Source organism: Janthinobacterium sp. SUN128 (assembly GCF_030587275.1).
In the GTDB taxonomy this organism is placed as follows: domain Bacteria; phylum Pseudomonadota; class Gammaproteobacteria; order Burkholderiales; family Burkholderiaceae_D; genus Janthinobacterium; species Janthinobacterium lividum.
This window is the reverse complement of sequence record NZ_JAPWHY010000001.1, coordinates 4,076,504-4,100,759: the sequence shown is the minus strand read 5'-3', so window position 1 is coordinate 4,100,759 and position 24,256 is coordinate 4,076,504. Positions and strand designations below refer to the sequence as shown.

21 protein-coding genes and 1 tRNA gene are annotated in these 24,256 nt (G+C 64.3%); 10 read left to right on the top strand and 12 right to left on the bottom strand.

The window, feature by feature from the left end:
- Positions 1 to 14 precede the first annotated feature (14 nt).
- A complete protein-coding gene (gene thiL / locus O3297_RS18520; protein WP_305049383.1) occupies positions 15 to 995 on the bottom strand; it encodes a thiamine-phosphate kinase in 981 nt (326 codons plus the stop codon).
- A gap of 89 nt (positions 996 to 1,084) precedes the next feature.
- On the opposite strand from thiL, the gene O3297_RS18515 reads away from it, so the two are divergent.
- Complete coding sequence (locus tag O3297_RS18515; RefSeq protein ID WP_305049382.1) at positions 1,085 to 1,678, top strand: hypothetical protein; 594 nt, start codon at positions 1,085 to 1,087, stop codon at positions 1,676 to 1,678.
- On the opposite strand, the gene O3297_RS18510 is transcribed toward O3297_RS18515, so the two are convergent.
- On the bottom strand, positions 1,675 to 2,196 hold the full coding sequence (locus O3297_RS18510; RefSeq protein ID WP_099394946.1) for a MarR family winged helix-turn-helix transcriptional regulator: 522 nt from the start codon (positions 2,194 to 2,196) through the stop codon (positions 1,675 to 1,677). The two genes, O3297_RS18515 and O3297_RS18510, sit on opposite strands and share 4 nt — an antisense overlap.
- A 136-nt stretch (positions 2,197 to 2,332) precedes the next feature.
- On the opposite strand from O3297_RS18510, the gene O3297_RS18505 reads away from it, so the two are divergent.
- From O3297_RS18505 to O3297_RS18490, 4 genes are all read left to right on the top strand, one after another.
- The gene (locus tag O3297_RS18505; protein WP_305049381.1) at positions 2,333 to 3,541 is read left to right on the top strand and encodes an MFS transporter; all 1,209 of its coding nucleotides are present in this window, start codon (positions 2,333 to 2,335) and stop codon (positions 3,539 to 3,541) included.
- A 44-nt stretch (positions 3,542 to 3,585) separates the two neighbouring features.
- Positions 3,586 to 4,179 (top strand): SMI1/KNR4 family protein, encoded by a 594-nt coding sequence (locus tag O3297_RS18500; RefSeq protein WP_151097211.1) that lies wholly within the window; start codon positions 3,586 to 3,588, stop codon positions 4,177 to 4,179.
- Complete coding sequence (locus tag O3297_RS18495) at positions 4,172 to 4,549, top strand: hypothetical protein (RefSeq protein WP_305049380.1); 378 nt, start codon at positions 4,172 to 4,174, stop codon at positions 4,547 to 4,549. Before O3297_RS18500 ends, O3297_RS18495 begins: the two co-directional genes overlap by 8 nt.
- Before the next feature lie 174 nt (positions 4,550 to 4,723).
- Positions 4,724 to 7,042 carry an NADP-dependent malic enzyme gene (locus O3297_RS18490; RefSeq protein ID WP_034780543.1) on the top strand — a complete coding sequence of 773 codons (2,319 nt, stop codon included), beginning with the start codon at positions 4,724 to 4,726 and terminating at the stop codon, positions 7,040 to 7,042.
- Positions 7,043 to 7,095: 53 nt separating this feature from the next.
- Here O3297_RS18490 and O3297_RS18485 read toward each other — a convergent pair whose 3' ends face one another.
- From O3297_RS18485 to O3297_RS18470, 4 genes are all read right to left on the bottom strand, one after another.
- Positions 7,096 to 7,965 carry a hypothetical protein gene (locus O3297_RS18485; RefSeq protein ID WP_139144108.1) on the bottom strand — a complete coding sequence of 290 codons (870 nt, stop codon included), beginning with the start codon at positions 7,963 to 7,965 and terminating at the stop codon, positions 7,096 to 7,098.
- A 69-nt stretch (positions 7,966 to 8,034) separates the two neighbouring features.
- Complete coding sequence (locus O3297_RS18480; RefSeq protein ID WP_034780539.1) at positions 8,035 to 8,871, bottom strand: universal stress protein; 837 nt, start codon at positions 8,869 to 8,871, stop codon at positions 8,035 to 8,037.
- A gap of 312 nt (positions 8,872 to 9,183) precedes the next feature.
- Entirely contained in the window at positions 9,184 to 10,197 is a 1,014-nt protein-coding gene (locus O3297_RS18475; protein ID WP_305049379.1) for a two-component system response regulator, read from the bottom strand.
- Positions 10,194 to 13,553, bottom strand: coding sequence for an MHYT domain-containing protein (locus O3297_RS18470; protein WP_305049708.1), 3,360 nt, complete (start codon positions 13,551 to 13,553; stop codon positions 10,194 to 10,196). Before O3297_RS18470 ends, O3297_RS18475 begins: the two co-directional genes overlap by 4 nt.
- Before the next feature lie 296 nt (positions 13,554 to 13,849).
- Between O3297_RS18470 and O3297_RS18465 the strand changes: the two genes are divergently transcribed.
- Positions 13,850 to 14,650: a class I SAM-dependent methyltransferase gene (locus O3297_RS18465; protein ID WP_370385415.1), complete on the top strand. Its 801-nt coding sequence runs from the start codon at positions 13,850 to 13,852 to the stop codon at positions 14,648 to 14,650.
- 3 nt (positions 14,651 to 14,653) lie between these two features.
- Here O3297_RS18465 and O3297_RS18460 read toward each other — a convergent pair whose 3' ends face one another.
- From O3297_RS18460 to O3297_RS18450, 3 genes are all read right to left on the bottom strand, one after another.
- Entirely contained in the window at positions 14,654 to 15,154 is a 501-nt protein-coding gene (locus tag O3297_RS18460; RefSeq protein WP_305049377.1) for a hypothetical protein, read from the bottom strand.
- Positions 15,155 to 15,218: 64 nt separating this feature from the next.
- Positions 15,219 to 15,965, bottom strand: coding sequence for a M56 family metallopeptidase (locus O3297_RS18455; protein ID WP_305049376.1), 747 nt, complete (start codon positions 15,963 to 15,965; stop codon positions 15,219 to 15,221).
- Positions 15,966 to 15,972: 7 nt separating this feature from the next.
- On the bottom strand, positions 15,973 to 16,389 hold the full coding sequence (locus O3297_RS18450) for a GNAT family N-acetyltransferase (protein WP_034780821.1): 417 nt from the start codon (positions 16,387 to 16,389) through the stop codon (positions 15,973 to 15,975).
- A gap of 147 nt (positions 16,390 to 16,536) precedes the next feature.
- Here O3297_RS18450 and O3297_RS18445 point away from each other — a divergent pair, with 147 nt between their 5' ends.
- From O3297_RS18445 to O3297_RS18435, 3 genes are all read left to right on the top strand, one after another.
- On the top strand, positions 16,537 to 16,929 hold the full coding sequence (locus O3297_RS18445) for an Imm10 family immunity protein (protein ID WP_052140012.1): 393 nt from the start codon (positions 16,537 to 16,539) through the stop codon (positions 16,927 to 16,929).
- A gap of 68 nt (positions 16,930 to 16,997) precedes the next feature.
- Positions 16,998 to 17,579: an NnrU family protein gene (locus tag O3297_RS18440; protein ID WP_176385684.1), complete on the top strand. Its 582-nt coding sequence runs from the start codon at positions 16,998 to 17,000 to the stop codon at positions 17,577 to 17,579.
- Positions 17,579 to 18,166: a GNAT family N-acetyltransferase gene (locus O3297_RS18435; protein WP_305049375.1), complete on the top strand. Its 588-nt coding sequence runs from the start codon at positions 17,579 to 17,581 to the stop codon at positions 18,164 to 18,166. The genes O3297_RS18440 and O3297_RS18435 overlap by 1 nt, the downstream gene beginning before the upstream one ends.
- Before the next feature lie 63 nt (positions 18,167 to 18,229).
- On the opposite strand, the gene O3297_RS18430 is transcribed toward O3297_RS18435, so the two are convergent.
- From O3297_RS18430 to O3297_RS18420, 3 genes are all read right to left on the bottom strand, one after another.
- A tRNA-Leu gene (locus tag O3297_RS18430) sits at positions 18,230 to 18,316 on the bottom strand.
- Between the two features lie 154 nt (positions 18,317 to 18,470).
- Positions 18,471 to 19,787, bottom strand: coding sequence for a hypothetical protein (locus O3297_RS18425; protein ID WP_034780514.1), 1,317 nt, complete (start codon positions 19,785 to 19,787; stop codon positions 18,471 to 18,473).
- A 273-nt stretch (positions 19,788 to 20,060) separates the two neighbouring features.
- Positions 20,061 to 22,424, bottom strand: coding sequence for a DNA polymerase II (locus O3297_RS18420; RefSeq protein WP_305049374.1), 2,364 nt, complete (start codon positions 22,422 to 22,424; stop codon positions 20,061 to 20,063).
- A gap of 133 nt (positions 22,425 to 22,557) precedes the next feature.
- Here O3297_RS18420 and O3297_RS18415 point away from each other — a divergent pair, with 133 nt between their 5' ends.
- Positions 22,558 to 24,237: an AMP-binding protein gene (locus O3297_RS18415; protein WP_305049373.1), complete on the top strand. Its 1,680-nt coding sequence runs from the start codon at positions 22,558 to 22,560 to the stop codon at positions 24,235 to 24,237.
- Positions 24,238 to 24,256: the final 19 nt, after the last annotated feature.

Genomic DNA, 24,256 nt, shown 5'->3' with positions numbered 1-24,256 from the left:
CGGATTCCTTATTTTTATTCGCTGAAGTGGTCGAAAGAATTCAGCGCCAAATCGAGCGGCTGCCCGGCCGCATCCACCAGCCGCAAGCCCGCCTGCGCCTCGATGCTGCCTACGCGCGTGACGGGCGTGCCGCAGCTTGCCGCCAGGGCGGCGATGGCGTCGCGCGAGGAAGCCGGCGCCGTGAAGCACAGTTCATAGTCGTCGCCGCCGGCGGCCGTGTAGCGGCGGCGCACTATGGTTGCCTGTTGCGCCAGCACGGGGCCGGCCGGCAGGGCGTCGACGTCGAGGGTGGCGCCCACCTGCGACGCTTTCAATATGTGGCCGAGGTCGCCCACCAGGCCGTCCGAGATGTCGATGGCCGCATGCGCGAGGCCCGCTTCGGCCAGCGCGCAACCGAGCGCCACGCGCGGCGTCGGCGTGTGCATGCGCGCGCTTGCTATGAGCAGGTCGGATGGCGCCAGTTCCTGCTCCATGCGATAGCCGGCCAGCGCCAGGCGCGCATCGCCCAGGGTGCCGCTGACCCAGATATCGTCGCCCGCTACGGCCGCGCTGCGGCGCAGGGCCTGGCCCGGCGCCAGTTCGCCAAACACGGTGATGCAGATATTCAAAGGGCCCTTGGTGGTGTCGCCGCCGATCAATTCGCAGCCGAAGGCGTCTGCCAGCGCAAACAAGCCTTCGGCAAAGCCGGCCAGCCAGGCGCGCTCGGCTTGCGGCAGGGCCAGGGCCAGGGTAAAGGCTACGGGACGCGCGCCCATGGCGGCCAGGTCGGACAGGTTCACGGCCAGGCTTTTGTGACCGAGCATGCGTGCGTCGGCGCCGGCAAAGAAGTGCCGGTCCTCGACCAGCATGTCCGACGAGATGGCGATCTGCTTGCCGGCGCCGGGCGTAATCAGCGCGCAATCGTCGCCGATGCCCAGGGTGGCGCGGCCGGGGCGCTGGCGCACGAAATATTGTTTGATCAGGTCGAATTCGGAAAGCGCGTCGTGTGGGGCCATGGCGTGGTCTGTTCGTTGAATGATGGTGTGGCCCGGCTATTATAGGCTGGCATACAATGCCCGTCTTTGCCAGCCTTGTTCATTTTCCTATGCTCCTACACGATATCCACACCGTGCTGCAGTCGTATCTTGACGACGGCTGGCTGCGCGAGCCGCAGGCCGTCGGCCTGGCCACGTTCACGGCGCCGGAACTTCTGGCGCGCGGATTTTACGAGCTGTGCGATGGCGGCCAGCTGTGCCTGTATGAGGATGAGCGCTGGTTCCGCCGCGCCAGCCGGGCCGTGCAAACATCGTTCAAGGTGTATCTGCAAGGCGGCCGCTTGCACGCGAATGGATTGGAACTCGGTTATCAAGTACGCCTGGCCAGCGTGCTGCGCGCGGCGCGGCGCCCCCTGCCGCCGTTCCGGCTGCTGCTGGAAAGTGGCGCCCACAGCGGTGCGCTGCTGTTCGACAGCGGCCTGGTGCTGCAGTTCGCGACCAACCTGCATGGCGCGCCCCGCCATTATTTCCTGACCCTTGTCGAGGGGCAGTTGCCCAATCCCGGTGCGGGCGAACTCGACCTGCGCGCCGCCAGCGAGGGCCACGTCCAGGCCCTGTATGGACACTGTGCGCCGGAAGAATTGCAGCGCAAAGCCCGGCGCGGCCATGCGGCGCTGCGCGAGCTGGCGCGTCTGCTCGCCTAAATTTTCTTCGCCTGCGCCATGCCGTGCAGCAGCTTGGCCAGCAACTGGTCGAGCTGGCGCTGCTCGTCCGAATTCAAAGCCGAGAGCATGGCGCGCTCGTTCTCCACGTGCAGCAGCACCAGCTTTTCAATCAGTTCCAATCCCCTTTGTGTCAGGGCCACCAGCACGCCGCGCCGGTCCGTCGGATGCTTCTGGCGTTCGATCAGGCCAGCCGCTTCCAGCCGGTCGATGCGGTTGGTCATGCCGCCCGAGGACAGCATGGCCGCTTCGTACAGGGCCGTCGGCATCAGGCTGTAGGGCGCGCCCGAGCGGCGCAAGGTGGCCAGCACGTCGAATTCGCCCGGTTGCAAGCCGTGTTCGGCGAACAGCGGATTGAGCCAGTCGCGCGCCATCAGCTGCGCCACCGTGCCCAGCTGGCCCACCAGTTGCATGGCACTGGTATCCATCTGCGGCAGTTCGCGCTGCCATTGTGCTGCGGCAAATTGTGCGCGCGTGTGTTCTTGCGGGGCATCTGTCATGGGTATCCTTGTATCTTTGGATCATCTATCTCGACCTCAAGATAGTTTTCTATCTTTATGTTAAGATACTTTTCATCGAGTCATATTCTGATGACGCATTAAACCATGTGCCTCCCAGCGAGGCAAGGACTATCCCATGCCTTCCGCACGACCTGCCGCGCCCCTATCTTCTTCAATGTCTTCGGCCCTGCTGGTGGCCGCCATCATCCTGTTGGGCCTGAATCTGCGCCCCATCCTGGCGGCCATCGGCCCCTTGCTTGACAGTATCCAGGCCGGCACGGGCATCAGCAATGCCGACGCGGGCTTGCTGACCACCGTGCCCGTGTTCGCCATGGGCGTGTGTGCGCTGGCGGGCGCGCAGCTGCAGCGCCGGCTGGGCGTGGCGCGCGGCATCAGTCTCGGCATCGCCATTATCGCTGCCGCCTGCGCGCTGCGCTGGCCCTTGCACGGCAGCGGCGGCCTGATCGCCACGGCGGCCTTGGGCGGCCTGGGCATCGCGCTGGTGCAGGCGCTGCTGCCGGCCTTCATCAAGCGCCATTTCCCCGAGCGGGCAGGCCAGCTGATGGGCTTTTATACGACGGGCATCATGGGCGGCGCGGCCATTGCCGCCGCGTCCGCTTCACCGTTGGCGCAAAGCTGGGGCTGGAATGCGCTGCTGGCCCTGTGGGCGCTGCCTGCCGTGGCCGCCGCGCTGCTGTGGCGCCGCGCATCGGCCGCGCGCGTGGAGGTGTCCGGCGGCGCGGGCGCCAGCCTGCCCGTGGGCAGTGGCCGCGCCTGGCTGCTGATGGTGTTTTTCGGCATCGGCACGGGCGCCTACACCCTGGTGCTGGCCTGGCTGCCGCCGTTTTATACGGAACTGGGCTGGAGCGCGGCCGACAGCGGCTTCCTGCTGGGCGGCCTGACCCTGGTGGAAGTGCTGGCGGGACTGGTGATTTCCAGCATCATCCACCGCTTCCCCGACCGCCGCATCCTGTTGCTGGCCGTATTGTTGTCCGTGCTGGCCGGCCTGGCTTGCCTGATCGTGGCGCCGGCGCAACTGGCGCTGCCCGCCGTGATATTACTGGGCTGCGGCATCGGCTCCCTGTTTCCCCTGTCGCTGATCGTCAGCATGGACCACGTGCGTGACCCGGCCGGCGCCGGCGCGCTGCTGGGCTTTGTGCAGGGCGGCGGCTACATCATCGCCAGCAGCATGCCGTTCATCGCCGGCCTGATCCGCCAGCACTCGTCCAGCCTGGCCCAGGCGTGGATGGTGATGGCCGGCGGCGTCGTGCTCCTGCTGCTGATCGCGGTGCGTTTCGCGCCGGGCGGGACACTGGTCCAGCCGTGCGCCAGCCGCGTATCCTGAGCTGCTATATTGCGCCAACCCGTCAAATCAGGAACCAGCCACGTATGGACATCGTCGACCGCTACCTCGAAGGCGTGCTCAATGCCTTGCCACCGGAACCATTCGTGGACCTGGCGATGGCCAGCGGCGCCAGCGCGGCACAACTGGCCAGCTTGCGCCAGACGTATCCGCTGTGCCCGGACAGCCTGCTGCGCTTGCTGGGCACGTACAACGGCACCTATTATCAGGAGTATGCCGGCGGCACGGTGCTGGTGTACATGCTGGGCTCGGACGTGTTCGAGTATCCGTATTACCTGAGTTCCGTCGAACAGATCCTGCAGGACGGGCTAGCGAACCAGCGCAGCATCGCCGATATCTATGGCCATTACCTGGAACAGGATCCCGGCATCGTCGACGTCCGCATCGACGCCGGCATCAAGCAGGGCCAGCGCCTGTGTTTTTCGCATTGCATGAACAATGGCGGCTCTTCGCGGCTGTATGTCGATTTCACGCCCACGGCGTCCGGCAAGGTTGGACAGATCGTGCGCTTCCTGCACGACCCCGACAACTACAAGGTCATCGCCGACAGCTTCGACGCTTATCTGCAAATGCTGATCGATGACGACTATGCATTCCTGATCGAAGAAAACTTTGAATAGTCCAGCCACGCCGTCCTCCCTGCTGCCCGCCAACCGCCGCATCGTGCTGTCCGGCGAGGATGCGCTGCGCATCCTGCGCGAGATCGAATTCCTGCTGCAGTCGCTGCATCACATCGGCCGCCATTATTATCCCGACGGCGAAGATGATGGCGCCGATGCCCAGCGCCGCGCGCAGTATTGCGCGGAGACGACGCGCTTCATCGACGCGCAGCAGGCGACGACGCGCCTGGCGCTGATGCGCAGCATTTTGTCCGCGCCGTTCGACAGTACCCTGGGCGCGGATGACATGGGCGATATCGAGCGCGCCGTCGCCGCGCTGCCGCTGTGGCGCGCCGCCGATGTTCCATCGCAAAAACTAATTGAAATCTAAAGTTTGATAGTTTTTCCTGTTCAGGACGTTTGTGCCGCCGGACGGCCTTACAATGCTAGGTTATGCGTTTTCGTGATATCAGACTGTGGCTAGCGGAAAATACCTAGCTAATTGAAAGAATCGGTCTGATAAAATCCGGAACACCCGATCGACCAAACAGGAAGGCAGCACAGCATGGATTCGTCATCTGATAAAAAAGAAGAATTGCGTCAACAATTGCGCTTGGCCGCACTCGAGTATCACGAGTGCCCGCGCCCCGGCAAAATCAGCGTGACGCCCACCAAACAACTGACCAATCAGCGCGACCTGGCACTGGCCTACTCGCCAGGCGTGGCGGCACCGTGCGAAGAAATCGTCATCGATCCGGCGAATGCCTATAAATATACGGCGCGCGGCAACCTGGTGGCCGTCATCACCAACGGCACGGCCGTGCTGGGACTGGGCAATATCGGCCCGCTGGCCGCCAAGCCGGTGATGGAAGGCAAGGGCGTGCTGTTCAAGAAATTCGCCGGCATCGACGTCTTCGACATCGAAATCAACGAGATGGACCCGGACAAGCTGGTCGATATCATCGCTTCGCTGGAACCGACCTTCGGCGGCGTGAACCTGGAAGACATCAAGGCCCCCGAGTGCTTCTACATCGAACGCCAGCTGCGCGACCGCATGAAGATTCCCGTCTTCCATGACGACCAGCACGGCACCGCCATCATCGTCGGCGCGGCCATCCTGAACGGCTTGAAAGCCGTCGGCAAGAAAATCGAAGATTGCAAACTGGTCGTGTCGGGCGCTGGCGCCGCGGCGCTGGCCTGCCTGGACCTGATCGTCGATCTGGGCTTCCCGCTGAAAAATATCTACGTCACCGACCTGGCCGGCGTCGTCTACAAGGGCCGCACGGAACTGATGGACCCGGACAAGGAACGCTTCGCGCAAGATACGCCGCTGCGCACCCTGGGCGAGATCATCCCGGATGCCGACATTTTCCTCGGCGTCTCCGCCGGCGGCGTGCTGAAACAGGACATGGTGCGCAAGATGGCGCCGAATCCATTGATCCTGGCGCTGGCCAACCCGAACCCGGAAATCCTGCCGGAAGAAGTCAAGGCCGTGCGCAGCGACGCCATCATCGCCACGGGCCGTTCGGATTATCCGAACCAGGTCAACAACGTGCTGTGCTTCCCGTACATCTTCCGCGGCGCCCTCGATTGCGGCGCGACGACGATCACGCGCGAAATGGAAATCGCCGTCGTGCACGCGATCGCCGACCTGGCGCATGCCGAGCAGTCGGACATCGTCGCGACCACCTACGGCATCAGCAACCTGTCGTTCGGTCCTGAATACCTGATCCCGATGCCGTTCGATCCGCGTTTGCTGATCAAGATCGCGCCAGCGGTGGCCAAGGCGGCCGAGGATTCCGGCGTCGCCACGCGTCCGATCAAGGACTTGCAAGCGTACGCGGACAGCCTGCAGCAATTCGTCTACCGCAGCGGCACCTTCATGAAGCCGCTGTTCCTGATGGCCAAATCCACGCCGGCCGAACTCAAACGCATCGTCTACGCCGAAGGCGAAGAAGAGCGCGTGCTGCGCGCCGTGCAAGTGGTGGTCGATGAAAAACTGGCGCGTCCTATCCTGGTCGGCCGTCCGCCCGTGCTCGAAGCGCGCATCCAGAAGTTCGGCCTGCGCCTGAAGCAGGGCGTCGACTTCGACGTCATCAACCCGGACTTCGACGAGCGCTATCGCGATTACTGGAACACGTATTACGCGATGACGAGCCGCAAGGGCGTCACCGAGGAATACGCGAAGCTGGAAATGCGCCGCCGCCACACCCTGATCGGTTCGATGATGATCCACAAGGGCGACGCCGACGGCATGATCTGCGGCACCTTCGGCACCACCCAGCTGCATCTGAAATACATCGACCAGGTGCTGGGCAAGCGCGCCGGCAGCAACGTGTATGCCGCCATGAACGTTCTGATCATGCCGGAACGCCAGCTGGTGATGGTCGACACGCACGTCAATGAAAACCCGGACGCCGAGCAATTGGCCGAGATCACCATCATGGCCGCCGAAGAGATGACCCGTTTCGGCCTGTCGCCACGCGCGGCCCTGCTGTCGCACTCGAATTTCGGTTCCAGCGACAGCGCTTCGGCGCAAAAGATGCGCGCCGCCCTGGCCATCATCAAAGAGCGCGCGCCGGACCTGGAAATCGATGGCGAAATGCACGGCGATACGGCCCTGGACAGCAAGCTGCGTCAGAAAATCATGCCCAATTCGGCACTGAAGAACGACGCCAACCTGCTCGTCATGCCGAACATCGAATCGGCCAACATCGCCTACAACCTGGTGAAGACGGCGGCCGGCAACGGCATCGCCGTGGGTCCGATCCTGCTCGGTTGCGCCAAGCCCGTGCACATCCTGACGCCATCGGCCACCGTGCGCCGTATCGTCAACATGACGGCGCTGTGCGTCGTTGACGCGGTAGCGCAACGCAAAGCCTAAGCTTTTAGCTGCCGTCTGAAAGCCGCGCCATCCGCAAGGAGGCGCGGCTTTTTTTACATGGGCGGCACGGGCAGGGCGGCGGCGGGCGGATGGCGGCGCAGGTAGTAATGGCGGTACAGCATGATCTCGCCCCATACCAGCAGCAGCGCCGCCAGCGCGAACAGGCCCAGCGTGATCTTGAGCGAATTGAAATAGGCGCCGGCTTGCCGTTTGATGGCGTCGATGAAAATCATCGGCACTGACTTGTCGAGTTTGCTGAAGTCGGCATGGCGCGCCACGTCGGTGGTCAGGCGCACGGCCAGATCGGTGCCCAGCGCGGCCAGTTCGCCCGTCGCCTGGCCACGGAAGTTGGCGCCCTTGAGCGCTTCGCCGAGCAGGCCGACCCTGGCGATCAGCTGTTCCTGCAGCACCTGCGTCAGCAGCACGCTGCCGCGGCGCAGAATGAATTCATTGATCCAGCGCGCCTTGCTGCGTTCCCAGTAACTGCTGGATGTGGGCTGGTAATACATGCCTTGCACGAATGGTTCCAGCAGGCTGCGCACGCTGATGGGCTGGCCTGGGGCGATCAGCTTGACCTGCTGTTCCAGGTAGACGCGCAGCGCCGGCATCTGTGCTTCGACCACGGGCTGCAAGTCGCGCTCGAGGGCCTGGTTGACCACGCGGTGCACGCTGTGCACGGCGCCAAAGCCGGCACCGAGGAGCGGCAGCGCGAGCAGGATCAGCACATAGCTGAGCTTGGCGGCCACATGCCAGGCGCGGGGACGGCGCACCAGCAGGCATTTTCTGGCCAGCTGGTAGCAGATGCCGAGCGCCAGCACGAAGCCGGCCGCGCTGCACAGCAGCATCCACGGCAGGGCGGTCCACAGCAGTTCGCCGCCGAATGGCGCCAGGCTATTGCCCCAATTGACGAGTTGTTGGTTCATGTACATTGCTTTGATATGGATAAACAGGCAAGTATACCCATTGTGCAACGACATGGAGCGCGCTTGGTTTCAGTGCGCCATCAGCACCGGCAAGGTCATCTGGCGCAAGATCGTTTCCGTCACGCCGCCGAGTAAAATTTCGCGGAAGCGCGCGTGGCCGTAGCCGCCCATCACCAGCAGGTCCGCATGCACTTCGGCGGCCATGGCCAGCAGCGCCGCGCCGATGTCGCCCGTGGCGATGGCCGGACGCACTTCGACGGGCACGCCATGGCGGCTCAGGTAGGCGGCGATGTCGGCGCCCGGATGGCGGGCCGGCTGTGCATGGCCGGCCGGCGGGTGCAGCAGGGCCAGCACCACCAGGCGCGCCGCGCGCAAGAGGGGCAGGGCGTGGCCGATGGCGCGCGTCGCTTCCATGCTGCCATCCCAGGCCACCACGACGGTGTTGTCGATCTGCGTGAACTTGCCGCTGCGCGGCACGATCAGCACGGGACGGGCCGCGTTCAGCATCACGTAGGGCACCAGGTCGCTCATGGCGCCGGGCAGCGCTTCGCTGTCGTCGTGCTGGCTCAGCACCGTCAAGTCGCTGTAGCGGGCGCTGACGGCCATGCCGCCATCCTCATCGTCTTCGATCAGGCGCCGTTCCAGCGAGACGGTGCCGGCCTGGCGCGCCAGCGTTTCAAACTGGTCGAGGGCCTGTTCCGCCTGCCCATGCAGGGCGTTGATCTGCGCCGCCACGGCGCTGCCGCGCATGCCGCGGTTGTTTTCCACGTAAAAGCGCGACAGGCCCGTCATGGCGGCGCCGATCAGGTGCGCCTGGTGCGCGTGCGCCAGCCGTGCCGCGATGGCGATGCGCTGCGGCGCATGGCGCGACAGGTCGGCGTGGACGAGGATGGATTTATAGGCCATGTTGTCATTCGCTAGTCAGGATGGCAACAAGGCTAGAACGGCAACACGGGCAAGTCCAGCATTGCCTTGCCGGCGGGCGGTTTTCTTATGCTGGGCTTGATGTGGGTCAAAAAAACACGGGCCATGGCCATCCGCAAGTCCACAGCCAGGAAATGCGGATCCATTTGATGTGCATCAAAATGTTTGGCCCGTCGCCAGCCATAATGGCATTGAACTCCTTGCCTTTCCAGTGGTCTGCATCGGCGCCGGCGCCATCTGTCCGGCACTTCCCTGTGTGACGCAACAACGCTGGCCGTGGCGGGAGTTCATTCTTCAAGAGGGCGCGTGGTGTTCCTCTTTCTCTGCCCAGCGCAGCCGGATGGCGTCGATGGCGGGCAGTTCCTGCACAAACAGCCCGACCAGCCGCGCATCGAAATGGCTGCCTTGTTGCGCTTGCAGATAGCCCACGGCGTCCAGTACCGACCACGCGCGCTTGTACGGGCGCACCGAGGTGAGCGCGTCGAAGACGTCGGCCACGGCGACGATGCGCCCCGCCAGGGGAATCGCTTCGCCCGCCAAGCCGTTCGGGTAGCCGCTGCCATCCCATTTTTCATGGTGCGACAGGGCGATGGCGCGCGCCAGCGCCAGCATGCCGCCTTCGGCATGTTCGCCGATGATGTCGCCGCCGATGCGCGCGTGCGTCTGCATGATGGCCCATTCATCCGCGTCGAGCTTGCCCGGCTTTTGCAGGATGCGGTCGGGGATACCGATCTTGCCCACGTCGTGCATGGGCGCCGCGTGCAGCAGGTCGTCAGCGGCGGTCTCGTCCATGCCGGCGGCCACGCCCAGCAGGCGCGCGTAATGGCTCATGCGGATCACGTGCAGGCCCGTTTCATTGTCCTTGTATTCGGCCGCCAGGCCCAGGCGCTGGACGATCTGCAGCCGCGTTTCCTTCAGCTCGTCGATGCGCACCAGCGACAGGTGCGTGCGCACGCGGGCGCGCACGATGGCGGGACTGAGCGGCTTGGTGATGTAATCGACGGCGCCCGCTTCAAAACCACTGAGTTCGTCGCGCATGTCGTTCAGGGCCGTGACGAAAATGACGGGAATGGCGGCCGTCAGTGGCGCGGCTTTCAGCTGGCGGCAGGCGTCGTGGCCGCTCATGCCCGGCATCATCACGTCGAGCAGGATCAGGGCCGGGCGTTCCTGCTGCGCCAGTTCCAGTGCCCGCGCGCCATCCTTGGCGAACAGCAGCGCGTAGTCGTTCTGCAATATCTGGCGCAGCAATTGCAAATTGGCCGCCTCATCGTCGACGACGAGAATCACGGGCCTGGCGGGTGCATTCATGGGGACTCCGGTGCGAAGGTGTGCAGCAAGTCGTGCAGGAGCGACTGCGCGAGGGGGAAATCGAAATCGTCGATGGCATGCCGCAGCGGCGCCAGCGCGTCCGCTTGCGCGCCCATGGCGTGCTGCAACTGTGCTTGCGCCGCGTCATCGAGCTCGCCGCGCCGCAAGGCGTGCAGCAGGGAACTGGCCGCTTGCCGGGCGGCGGGCGCATCGATGGCCCCCGCCGTTGCCGCCGGCAATGCAGGCGGCGCCAGCCGGGCGATGGCGGCCAGGGCCGCCGGCCATTGCGTCAGCAGGGCGCCCAAGGTCTCGTCGAGCTGCTGGGCCGTGGCGGGAGCGGGAGCGGGACCGGCGCAGCACTGCTCCAGCGCCGCCAGGCTGGCGGCCAGCTGTTCCAGGCCGAGATTGGCTGCCACGCCGCGCAGCTGGTGACTCTGCGGCAAGAGCGCCGCGTGATCGCGCGCCTCGATGGCGGCCAGCAGGGCAGGCGGCAAGCGGGGATGCTCGCGTGCGAAACGGGCCAGCGCCGCGTGGTAGGCACTGTCGTTGCCGGCCCAGCGCTGCAGTGCGCCCGCGTGGTGCAGCACCCGTCCGCCAGCGGGCGCCGCCGGTTCGCCGCCATCGTCGCCCGCTTCTGCCGCCAGGCCCAGCACGCGGGCGATTTCCTGCGACAGCGCCTGCCACTCGACAGGCTTGGTGGCGAAACCGTCCATGCCGGCCGCCCGCGCCGCCTTGCGGTGCGCATCGAGCACGCTGGCCGTCATGGCGATCACGGGCACGCGCGGGCGGCCATCGCGCAGGGCGGCGGCACGGATGGCTTGCGTGGCGGCCAGGCCATCCATGCGCGGCATCTGCAAGTCCAGCAGCAGAATGTCGAAGTCGTCCTGCTGCGCCAGCTGCAAGGCTTGCGCGCCATCGCCGGCCGTCACCACCGTATGGCCGCGCTTGCCCAATAGTAAGCTCAGCAGTTCCAGGTTTTGCGGCACGTCGTCGGCGGCCAGCACGCGCAGGGGCGGCAGGCGCACGCTGCGGCGTTCGCTGGCGGGCAGCGCCGCCTGGCGTGCCGGCAGCAAGGGCAGCATGACGTGAAACACGCTGCCGTGCGGCAAGGCGGCATCGGCCCAGATGCGCCCCTGCATCAGGGTCACCAGTTGCCGGCTGATGGTGGTGCCCAGGCCCGTGCCGCCAAAGCGCCGCGTGGTCGAGGCGTCCGCTTGCACGAACGGTTCAAAGATGGCGTCGCGCCGTTCCGCGGGGATGCCGATGCCGCTGTCCTGCACCAGCAGGTGCAGCTGGCCATCCTCGAAGCGGGCCGCCAGGCTGACGGCGCCGCCGGGCGTGAACTTGATGGCGTTGTCGAGCAGGTTGCCCAGCACTTGCCGCATGCGTAATTCGTCGCCATGCAGCACGGCCGGCAGTTGCGGGTCGTACTGCACCTCCATGCGCAAGCCCTTGGCGCGTGCATGGATGCCATACGTGGATGCCAGTTCATCGACCAGCGCCAGCAGGCTGTAGTCGCGCAATTCCAGCGCCATGGCACCCTTGTCCAGCTTGGCCGTATCGAGCACTTCGTTGAGCAGGCGCAATAGTGAGCGGCCGGACTGGCGCACGGTATCGAGGTGGCGCCGCTGCTCGGGCGCCAGTGGCGAGTCCAGCAGCACATCCGTAAAACCGAGGATGGAATTCATCGGCGTGCGGATTTCATGGCTCATGTTGGCGACAAAGCTGGCCCGCGTGGCGGCCGCCAGCTCCGCTTTTTCCTTGGCCATGCGCAAGTCTTCCTCCATTTGCCGCCGTTCGCTGATGTCGAGGATGACGCCGTCGACCCAGCGCACGGCGCCTGCCGCATCGTGCACCACGGTGCCCCGCTCCCACAGCCAGCGCGCCGTGCCGTCGGCATGCAGCAGCCGGTATTCAAGCAGGTAGGGCTCGCCGCTGGCGACACTGTGGTTGAAGACATCGATGACGTAAGCGCGCTCTTCGCTGGCGATCAGACCCGTGATGGTGCGGCGCGGCACGGCACCGAGAAAGTCGGCGGGCGGATAGCCGGTGATGGCTTCCACGCCATCGCTGATGAACAGCATGGGCTGGTTTTCCGCCGTGGTGCAGCGAAAGGCGATGCCGGGAATATTGCCGATCAGCGAGCGCAACTGCTGCTCGCTTTCGCGCAGGGCAGCCAGCATGGCGCGCCGTTCGCTGATGTCCGTAATGAACAGCACATATAAATCCTGGTCGGCCAGGCGCGCGCTGGCCATCGAGCGCTGCACGGCCACGGGGGCGCCATCCTTGCGCAGGTAGACGATTTCCTCGCTGGCGTGGGACGCATCGCCTTCGCCCGTGCGCAGGTAATACAGCAGGCCGTTCTGTTCCGACTGGCGCACGTCGCTGACCAGCACGCTGACATGGCGGCCGACGATTTCCGCCGAGCGCCAGCCGAGGATGCGCTCGGCGGCGCCGTTGAAGTCGACGATGCTGCCGTGGCGGTCGATGGTGATGACGCCGTCGACCGTGCTCGTCAGCAGCGAACGCGTCCAGTGTTCGCTCTGGTTCAGGTGGCGAAACAGTTCGCGGTAGCGCAAGATGCCCACGGCCGAGGCGACCAGGATCGTCAGGGCGATGGTCAGCAGGGTCACGCTGATCACCAGCATGGGCCGGTTGGCATCGGCATCATTGCCTGGGGGAATCGTTCCCACGAAGCGTGCCGCTTGCATGCCCATGTAATGCATCCCGGTAATCGCGCAACCCATGACGCAGGCGCTGATCAGCGTGCGCTGCGCTGCGGCTATGCGGCTGCTCCAGCCGCGCAAGCCGAAGCGTATCCACAGGGCCAGGGTGGCCAGCGCCACGGCAACGACGAGCGAGAGCGCGAACAGCAGTGGTTCGTAGCGCAGCGACAAGCCCATGCGCATGGCGTGCATGCCCGTGTAATGCATGGCGCCGATGCCCAGGCCCACCAGCAAGCCGCTGCGCAGCAGCAGCGGCGCCGTGACGGTGCGCCGGCTGATGGTGGCCAGGGCGACGAACGAGGCCGCCACGCTGGGCACGATGGACAGCAAGGTCAGGCCCGGATCGTAGGCGACGCTGGTGCCCAGCTCGAAGGCCAGCATGCCGATGAAATGCATGGCCCACACGCCGCAGCCCAGGGCCAGGCTGCCGGCCAGCAGGCACAGCAGGTGCAAGCGGCGGCTGATGCTCGCCTGCGCGCGGCTGTACGCCGTCATCTGGAAAGCCATCCACGACGTGAAAATGGCGATCACCAGCGACAGCAGCACCAGTCCCGGCGCATGCACGCCGTGATGCAGCTGGGCCGGATCGGCGGGAACGTGGAACAGGTGCTGGACGCTGGCAGGTATCATCGTAGGCAAACAGGTGACGCGTTTGGCGCTGGCGTGTGCGCCTGCCGCCACTGCGGGTGATCGATGCGGATTACCTTACCAGATTTCAGGAAACAAATATCTTAATTGTAATTATTTTCCCTGTCGTGCAAGCCGTGCCCATGCGCGAAAGTAGGCCGCCCACCTTGCCGTGCCCGTGAAATGGTGGTGCTGACTAGGAAGTTGCGATCAGGAATTATGTGGTTTTTTTGCAAAGTGTGACGTCGTGCCTGGTGTCATGCTACATTCGCGTCCTGCTTTTTTCTGAAAGGATGACTATGCCTTTAGGTAACAATTTCTTGCTGCATAATCAGCAAGCCTGGGATGCCCAGGCGATACAGAACAGTCCGTGGTCGCAGCCCGTCGACAGCGCCACCATCGCGGCGGCACGCGCCGGGCAGTGGCAAATCCACCTGACGCCCGGACCTCTGCCGGCCGGCTGGCTGGACGCCGTGCAAGGCAAGCGCATCCTGTGCCTGGCCGGCGCCGGCGGGCAACAGGCGCCCGTGCTGGCGGCTGCCGGCGCGCAGGTGACCGTCTTCGACCTGTCTGAGCAGCAACTGGCGAAAGACCGCATGGTGGCCGAACGCGACGGCTTGCAGCTGGCCACCGTGCAGGGCGACATGCGCGACCTGGGCTGCTTTGCCGATGCCAGTTTCGATGTCATCGTCCATCCCGTGTCGAACCAGTACGTGCCGGACATTGCCCCCGTGTGGCGCGAATGCGCGCGCGTGCTGGCCGACGGCGGCGTGCTCTTGAGCAGCTTTTTCAACCCGGCCGTGTTCATCGGCGACCGCGACCCGCAATGGGCAAAACAGGGCTTGATACGGCCCCGTTTCGTGCTGCCGTATTCGGATGTGGAGGATTTGCCGCCGGACGCGCTGGCGGCGCGCATGGAGAGGGGCGAGGCACTGATCTTCGGCCATGGCCTGGATAGCCAGATCGGCGGCCAGCTGGCGGCGGGCTTCGTGCTGGCGGGATACCACGAGGAAATGCATCCCCACCCGCGCTTTGAAATTGAAAAGTATCTGCCCAGCTTTATCGCCACGCGCGCCGTCAGGCAAGCGCGCGCGGGATAGCTTTTAGTTGTAGGGCTGCAAGTCCAGCCAGACGGCGTACGACAAGCGCTTGCCATTCCACAGGCCGCCGCCGCGGATGACGGCGTCGCACGAGGTCAGCTGGCCCACCAGGTCCATGCGGCCCAGGTTGCGGCGCAGGCGCAGCGCGTCGTTGTGCGACAGGTAGCCGACCAGCTGGCCATCGATGAAGACGGCGATGGCCTTGTCCTGGAACGGATTGGCATCGTCGCAGACGAGCAGGGCCAGGCATTTTTCTTCCGCATTGCCGGGACCATGCTCGCCGGCCAGTTTGGCGATGGCGGGCTGGTACATCGATTCGTTTTCCACTTCCGACGCAAAGCGCCCCTCATCGGTCCAGTGATGCGCGGGTGCGCCCGCAGGTATCGCCGGCACGTACTGGCGCACCGAGACGAGCGGCTTGTGCAGCGGTTTGACGGGCGTGCGGCCACTGAAGACGTAGTACAGCAGGGCGATGACGATCACGATGGCAAGCAGGTAAAGCATGGTATCTCTCTGATTTCTGATGGGGGAGCCGGGAGCGCGGGCGCATTGCGCGGCGTTGCCGCTACTATAGCAAGTTCGCCGCCTGGTTCCGGGTAAATCTGGCCATCAGATGGCGGCGCCAGCGCAGCGCTAGCGGGTCGTTCAGCACGATGGGCGAGGCGCCCGTCAGTCCCGAATAATACTGGCCGTGCCGGCGCAGGACGAAGGCATAGTCGCGCAGCGCGTGGCCGTGCGCCAGCATGCGCGCGTCGCAATCGACTTCGATGGCAAAGCGCAGCCGGTGCAGCTGCCACCACAGGGGCAGGTTCCATGGCATGAGCACGATCAAGGCGTATGTCATGGCCAGCAGCAGCGGGTCGCGCGCGGCCAGCCGGCATTGTGCGTGCGCCAGCAGCAGCGCCTGCTGTGGCGGCGGAATCAGTTGCAGCCAGACGGGCATCACGATGCGGGGCCGCAGCAGCCCCGCCACGCAGGGACCGATGCCGCCGCTCAGGAAGACGGGCGTGCCCAGCAAGGTGGCTTTTTGCCAGCGCCGCTGGTGCGACAGCAGCCAGACGCTGCGCAGCGCCAACAGCAGTAGCATGCCGCTCGATAGCATGAACCAGCCCAGTTTCAGCTGCGCCTGTTCCGCCGGCATGGCCGCCAGCACGCCGGGCAGCCACGCCAGGGGCAGGAGGACGGACGCGGCGATGGCCGCCAGCCACAGCCAGCGCGTCGTGCGGCCGCGCCGCTGCAGCGTGCGCTCGGCCTGCCAGGCGGCAGCGCTCAACAGCAGCGCGAATGCCATGGCGCATACGAGCCAGGCCGGCATCGGGCGCCTAGCGCTTCAGCGCCATGCCGACGGAGGCGGGCGCCGTGTGCTTGAAACCGAATTGCGCGTACAGGTCTTGCGCCTGACCATCGGCGATCAGGCTGACATACGCGCTTTCCGGCACGTCGCTATCGATGAACTGGCGGATTTCGCGCATGATCAGCTTGCCCAAGCCCTTGCCCTGGTGGGCCGGCAGCACGGCGATATCGACCACCTGGAAGAAGCAGCCGCCATCGCCGATGATGCGGCCCATGCCCACCACCTCGTCGCCATGCAGCACTTGCACGGCAAACAGGGAATTCGGCAAGCCCCTGGCGGCCGCCTCCGTGGTTTTCGCGCTCAGGCCGGCGGCGACGCGCAGGTGCTGGTAGGTGGCGCTGGCGGGAATGGCCAGGCGGATGGTGTAGGGCGATGCTGCGGTCAAGGCGGTCTCCTGTAGAAATAGTTTGGAGCGGCAATTATAGGCGGCGATGGATTTTCGTGATGGCAGGCTTTTTTCGCCGCGCGCTATGTTGCCCATGCCGCTTTTGCGCTATGGTGGCGGCATCCCTTGAATTGTTGAAAGCACGCCATGTCCGCAGGATTTACCGCCACCGAGTTGTCCGTCATCAATGAAGACGACGCCCTGATCACCACCCTGGCCGCGCCAGCCGGCAAAGGCGAGCCCGTCTACCTGATGCTGCAGCGCGCCGATGAGTACGACGAGCAGGACGTGGCCATGGGCATGGACGAGCCGTATATCGAATACTGCGGCCAGGAATTTGCCTGGTATGGCCACATGCACGCCGTGATCCTGCATCCGAACCGCCTGTCCGTGCAGATGGATGCCGAGGCTGCCATGCAGATGGATGACGACGGCCAGATCGACGTGCGTTTTAACTTGACGCCCGAGCGCTATGCCCAGCTGCAGCAGGCGCTGCGCACCACTTTCGAGGGCTGCGACTACTATCGCGAAGAACGTTGATCTGCGCGGAAGGCAGCGGCCATGACGCCGCGTATGCTGGATAGAGGATATGGACTGGGGAGTGGACGATGACGGTGCTGATACTCGGTTTGTTGTTGTTCCTGGGCTTGCATTCGGTGCGCATCGTGGCCGACGACTGGCGCAGCGCCCAGCTGGCGCGCCTCGGCGAAAAGCGCTGGAAGGGCCTGTATTCGCTCGTGGCGTTTGCCGGGCTGGGCCTGATCATCTGGGGCTATGGCCTGGCGCGCCAGCAGCCGCAGGTGCTGTGGACGCCGCCCATGGGCTTGCGCCACATCAGTGCCCTGCTGATGCTGTTCTCGCTGATTTTACTGGCGGCGGCCAATGTGCCGCGCAACCATATCAAGACCTGGGTGCACCATCCCATGCTGCTGGGCACGCAACTGTGGGCCGTCGCGCATCTGCTGGCCAACGGCAACGTGGCCGACGTGCTGCTGTTCGGCGGCTTCCTCGTCTGGTCATCCGTTGATCTGTATGCCGCCGTGCAGCGCGACCGCGCGGCCGGGGTGGCCTATCAGGGCGGCACCATGGCAGGCACCCTGATCGCCACCGGCGCGGGTTGCGTGTTGTGGCTGCTGCTGGCATTCTGGTTGCATGGCGTGCTGTTTGGCGTGCGGCCGTTAGGCTATTGATGGAGCAAGCGATGGAGATCGCCTTGCGTGGCCAGCTGGTCGAGTTGCTGCCGTTGCAGGCCGAGCACGGGCCACAGCTGCTGCAGGCGGCCGCCGATGGCGAACTGTGGAACATGACGGTGACCGTGGTGCCCGGCCCCGCCACCATGGCCGCCTACATCGCCACGGCCCTGGAAGGCCGGCGCGCCGGCACGGTCATGCTCTTCGTCATCGTGCAAAAGTCCACGGGGGCCATCGTCGGCAGCACGCGCTTCTGGAAGATCGACCGTATCAACCGCAAGATGGAAATCGGCCACACCTGGCTGGCCGCCTCCGTGCAGCGCTCGGGCGTGAACACGGAAGCGAAATTGCTGCTGCTGACGCATGCCTTCGAAGCCATGCAGGCCGTGCGCGTGCAATTCACCACCGACGAGCTGAACGCCAAGTCGCGCGCCGCCATTGTGCGCCTGGGCGCGGTGCAGGAAGGCATCGTGCGCCACGAGCGCATCATGCCGGACGGGCGCAAGCGCAACTCCGTGCGTTTCAGCATGATTGATACGGAGTGGGATGGAGTGAAGGCGGGGCTGGAGCGCAGGCTGGGGCGCTGACATAAAAAAACCCGCAGCATCTGGCGATGGGCGGGTTTGATCAGGTACGACTAAAGTGTTCTGTGGTGCCGGGAGCCGGAATCGAACCGGCACGCTGTTTCCAGCGCGGGATTTTGAGTCCCGTGCGTCTACCTATTCCGCCATCCCGGCAACGCGAGACGCATTATCACTGATTTATCGCGATACGGCAAGTTTTTCGCTTGGCATACGGTTTAGCCCATTAATCGGATGCTGGCTTTGCATGAAAAACGCCGTCCGGGGCGCGGGCCCGGGACGGCGTTGTCGGACGGCGGCTGGGCCGGTATCAGTTATGCACGGAGTTCAGCTGGCGCGCGATGATGTCGTGGTTCAGCCAGACGACGGGGGCTTGTGGCTCCGACATGGCGTGGAACATCAGCGGGCCCGTGCCTTCCAGGACCAGCGAGCTCAGGTGGTCGGTGATCAGTTCCTTGCGGTCCTTGTGCAGCTTGGTGATGTCGTCCGAGGTGCCGATCATGACGTCGGCCAGCTCCGGCGTGTTGTCCATCGGCCAGGCGGCGAAGTTGCGGAACTGCACGCTGGTGGCGTCGCCATTGTAGGCGGCGATACGGTCGAGCAAGTCTTGCAGCGAGACGCCGTCTTCCAGCAAGCCCTGGCAGATTTTCCACTGCTCTTCGGCCCAGGCTGCACCGCCTTCTTTTTTCAGCGCGTCGAGCAGGGGGAACAGGGACAGTTCCACACCGACGAAAATGTCGGACGAGTTCGTGCGGATTTCCGGGCAGTTGAAGACGGTGGCCTTGATGCCTTTGTCCCACGCGGCCTTGGCCACGTTTTCCAGGCGCATCTTGGCAAGGCCTTGCGTGTAGTTGCTGTAGGTTTGCCACTGGTACTTGCCGTCGATCAGGATCTCCGTGCCGTGGTAGCCGTAGGCGCTGTAGCGCACCTGGCCGCCCGTTTGCTCGATGCGGGCGCGGATGGCGGCGCTGCCGTCGATCAGGTGCTGCAGGGTGTTGGCCGTGACTTCGTCGAAGTTCATCAGGATCAGCTTGCCCAGGTCGCTGTCGAGCAGGGCGCGCGAGGACATGAAGCGCTCGCCGCGGCCTTTGTAGATGCGGTTGGCAATCGCCAGGAAGACTTTGACTTTCGGAATGCCGCCAGCCATGGTGTGGGCGAAATATACATTGCTGCCGTCAGGAATCAGGCTGTCCAGCTCGGCCATGGCTTTCGCCACGGAAGCGCTGAAGCGGGCGATGCCGGCTTCGCGGCAGCGTTCGATCTGCGCCCAGTCCAGCTTGTCTTCTTGCCAGCTTTTCAGGGTCATGTCGGCCAGCAGGGCTGTCGGCGTCGGTTCGCCGGCTGGCGCGTCGAGGTCGAAACCGGCCATCAGCGGCACATTGATGATGCGGCCGCCCAGATTGGCTTCGGCTTCCGCCAGCTCTTCCGCGTTCAGCGGACGCAGCGCCATGTTTTCATCGCGGCGGCCGACCGTCATGCCGACGATATTCATGCCCGCCTTGCGCGCTTCGTCCAGCAAGCCATTTACATAGCCGCGGCCGAACAGCTCGCCGAACAGCACAAAGGTGTCGCCCTTGCGGAAGATATTTTTTTGCGGGATGTCTCTTAAGGACGTGATCTCGGTCATGGTATCAATTCATTCAAAAATTAGCCGGCGGACGATGGGCAGTCCGGCGTACTGGTTCAACATAGTGATAAATTATGCGCCCTTTCAGTGGCGACAATCTTCTTGCGAACGATTCTCGTCTGGAGCGGCATCTTCTTCTTGGGTACAGCTCTTATTCTTTCGCCATGGCGTATTTTACGCTGCCGCGGCGCACAGCGCCTGCAAACAGGGGCAGATAAGCCCGGCAGGCGCCGATATTACCTCAGCTTGGTCATGCCGGTCAGTAAAATTGATTTAAAACAAATCCTGCTGGCCCGATACAAGGCGCGAAAAATCGTCGCCCAGGAAGGGCAGGATCGCGTCGGCCACCGGCTGCAGCTGGCGCGTCAGGTAATGGTGGTAGTCGATGGGCGAGCGCTGCGTTTCCAGCGGTTCCGGGCCGGCCACCGTGATGACATAGCTGATCCAGCCGCCGTTCTGGTATTGCAGCGGCCGGCCCTGCGCCAGGTTGTAGGCGTCGGCCGTGCGTGCCGCGCGCACATGGGGCGGCACGTTGCGCTGGTAGTCGTCGAGCGGGCGGCGCAGGCGCTTGCGGTAGACCAATAGAGCGTCGAATTCGCCGCGCACGGTGCGCGCCACGTAGTCGCGCACATAGTCCTGGTAGGCGGCGCGCTGGAAGATTCGCAGGTACAAAGCTTGCTGGAATTGCTGCGCCAGCGGCGTCCAGTCGCTGCGCACGGTTTCCAGGCCCTTGTAGACCATCTGTTCGCTGCCGTCGGGCTTGCCCACCAGACCCGCATAGCGCTTCTTGCTGCCTTCTTCCGAGCCCCTGATGGTGGGCATCAGGAAGCGCCGGTAATGCGTCTCGAATTCCAGTTCCAGCGCATTCTCCAGGCCGAACTCTGCGCGCAGATACTGGTCCCACCACGCATTCACGTGCGCCACCAGGGCGCGGCCGATCTTGCCCGCTTCTTCATCCGTATGCGCCGTTTTCAGCCACACGAAGGTGGAATCCGTGTCGCCATAGATGACCTGATAACCCTGTTCCGTGATCAGCTCGCGCGTGCGGTGCATGATGTCGTGGCCGCGCAAGGTGATCGAGGAGGCCAGGCGCGGGTCGAAAAAGCGGCAGCCGCTCGAGCCCAATACGCCATAGAACGCGTTCATGATGATCTTTAACGCTTGCGACAGGGGTGCGTTGCGCTCGCGCTTGGCCGTCTCGCGCCCTTGCCACACCTGTTGAACGATGGCGGGCAGGCAATGTTTGACCCTTGAAAACTGCGCGCCACGGTAGCCGGGCACGGTATCGGCCTCGTCGCCGCTGGTGCCCACCACCAGGCCCACGGGGTCGATCAGGAAAGTGCGGATGATGGACGGGTACAGGCTTTTATAGTCGAGCACCAGCACGGAGTCGTACAGGCCCGATTGGGAATCCATGACGAAGCCGCCCGGACTGTTGTCGCCGGAGACATCGCCCAGGTTGGGCGCCACGTAACCTTGCCGGTGCATCAGCGGCAAGTACAGGTGTTCGAACGCGGCCACGGAGCCGCCGCTGCGGTCGGCCGCCAGGCCCGTCACGCTGGCCCGTTCCAGCAGGAAGGTCAGCAGCTCGGTCTTAGCGAAGATGCGCGTGACCAGCTCGCAATCCTTGAGGTTGTAGCGGGCCAGCGCCGGCTTGTCTTCGCGGAAACGCCGATCGATCTCCGCCATGCGCTGGTAGGGATTGTCGATGGACTTGCCTTCGCCCAGCAGCGTCTGCGCCACGTTTTCCAGGCTGAACGAGGAAAAATTCCACGTCGCCGACTTCAGGGCTTCGATGCCGTCGATGATCAAACGGCCCGCCGCGGCCGCAAAATAGTGCTCTTGCTTGCCGCCATGTTCGCGCCATTCCATCACGGCACCGCCCCGTCCCAGCCTCAACGGTACTTGATAACGCTCTGCATGTTGCTTGAGCACGCGCAAGTCGAACTGCACCAGGTTCCAGCCGATGATGGCGTCCGGATCGTGGCGCTCCATCCATGTGTTCAGGCGCTCGAGTATCTGTGCGCGGCTGTCGCAGTATTCGAGGTCGAAGTCCACGGCGTCATCGCCGCCGTTTCGCGGCCCCAGCATGTACACCTGGCGCTGGCCGCAGCCTTCCAGTGCCAGCGAATACAGCTCGCCATGGGCCGTCGTCTCGATATCGAGCGATACCAGTTTTAATGCGGGGCGGTAGCCGGGTGCCGGTTTCAGCTGTACTTCCTGCAGTGTTTCTCCGCTGAATGTTACCGGCGCCGTGATGAAGCGTTCCATCAGATAGCGCTCGGGCGGGCGGATATCGGCTTCGTACACGTCGATGCCGTGCGCGCGCAGCTGCTTTTCCAGCTTCAGCAAATGCCGGTATTGCTTGCAGTACAGCCCCAGCACGGGACGGTGATGAAAATCGCACAGCGACAGGGGACGCAGTTCCGCATGGCGCTCGCCACGCAACAGCTGTTGCGCCTGTTCCTGCTGCTCCATGGGAAGGAAGGCGACGGCCGTCTGCACGGGCAGGCGCACGTGGCGGGGCCCGGCATCCGTTGCCAGCCAGAAATCGACTTCCGTGCCGGCGCTGGTATCGCGCCAGTGGCGGGTCAGGATGAAGCCCTGTTCGGGCGGGTGCTGCGTATTGCCTGTCATGGTGCCGTGAGTGTCGGATGTGCTGGCCTGCACATTACAGCAAGCTGACGCAGGGCGGGGGCGGTTGCGGCTATAATTTTCTGCATCGAAGACGATAACAAGAGCGCGCCGCGCCACACACCCTGGAGACAGCATGCAAGCAATCAGTTATGTACACGGCGCCCACGAGACGCCGTTGATCGGCGAAACGATAGGCGCCTACCTGGACGGCATTGCCGCCCGCCATGGCCAGCAGGATGCCCTGATCGTGGCGCACCAGAACGTGCGCTGGACGTATCTGGAATTCCAGCAGCGCGTGCATCGCCTGGCCGCCGGCTTGCTGAAGCTGGGCTTGCAGCCGGGCGACCGGGTCGGCATCTGGTCGCAGAATTGCGCCGAATGGGTGCTGACCCAGTTTGCCACGGCGAAAGCCGGCTTGATCATGGTCAACATCAACCCCGCCTACCGGCGTTCGGAACTCGAATACGTGCTCGACAAGGTGCAATGCAGCGCGCTGATCCTGTCGCCCAGCTTCAAGTCCAGCGACTATCTGGCCATCGTGCAAGACGTGGTGCCGGAAATCGCCCGTTCGCGCGCCGGCGCCCTGGAGTCGCCGCGCCTGCCGCAATTGCGCCACGTGATCCGCCTGGGCACGGCCGCGACACCCGGCATGCACAACTTCGACGCCCTGATGGAGGGCATTGCCGACGCCGACCTGGCGCACCTGGAAGAAGTGAGCGCTACCTTGCAGTTTGACGACGCCGTCAACATTCAGTTCACGTCCGGCACCACGGGCGCGCCGAAGGGCGCCACCCTGACGCACCACAATATCCTCAACAACGGCTTTTTCATCGGCGAAGCCATGCGCCTGACGCAACAGGACCGCTTGTGCATTCCCGTGCCCCTGTACCACTGCTTCGGCATGGTGCTGGGCAACCTGGCCTGCGTCACGCATGGCGCGGCCATGGTGTTTCCCGGCGAAGGGTTCGATCCGAAAGCCGTGCTGGAAACCGTGCAGGCCGAGCGCTGCACGGGGCTGCATGGCGTGCCGACCATGTTCATCGCCATCCTCGACCATCCTGATTTCAAGCAATACGACCTGTCGAATTTGCGCACCGGCATCATGGCCGGTTCGCCGTGTCCGATGGAAGTCATGACGCGGGTCATCGAGCTGATGCACATGGCGGAAATCACGATTGCATATGGCATGACGGAAACGTCGCCCGTCAGTTTCCAGACGGCCATCGAAGACCCGCGCGAAATGCGCGTGTCGTCCATCGGCAGGGTTCACCCGCACCTGGAAGTGAAAATCATCGATGCGGAAGGGCGCATCGTGCCGCGCGGCGAAAAGGGCGAATTGCTCACGCGCGGCTATTCCGTGATGCAGGGCTACTGGGGTGACCCGGAAAAAACCAGTGAGGCCATCGATGCGGCGCGCTGGATGCACACGGGCGACCTGGCCGTGATCGACGCCAACGGCTTTTGCAGCATCGTCGGCCGCTCGAAGGACATGGTCATCCGCGGCGGCGAAAACATCTATCCGCGCGAAGTCGAGGAGTTCCTGTACCGCCACCCTAGCGTGCTCGACGTGCAGTGCGTGGGCGTGCCGGACGCCAAGTATGGTGAAGAGTTGTGCGCCTGCATCATCCTGCGTCCGGGCACGCAGGCCACCAGCGAGGACATCCGCGCCTTTTGCGATGGGCAGATCGCCTATTACAAGATTCCCCGCTACGTGCGCTTCGTCGAGGAATTCCCCATGACGGTGACGGGCAAGATCCAGAAATACCTGCTGCGCAAGCAGGTGGCGACGGATCTGGGGCTGGGCGCGGACTAAGTCTTTCGCCAGCCCATAA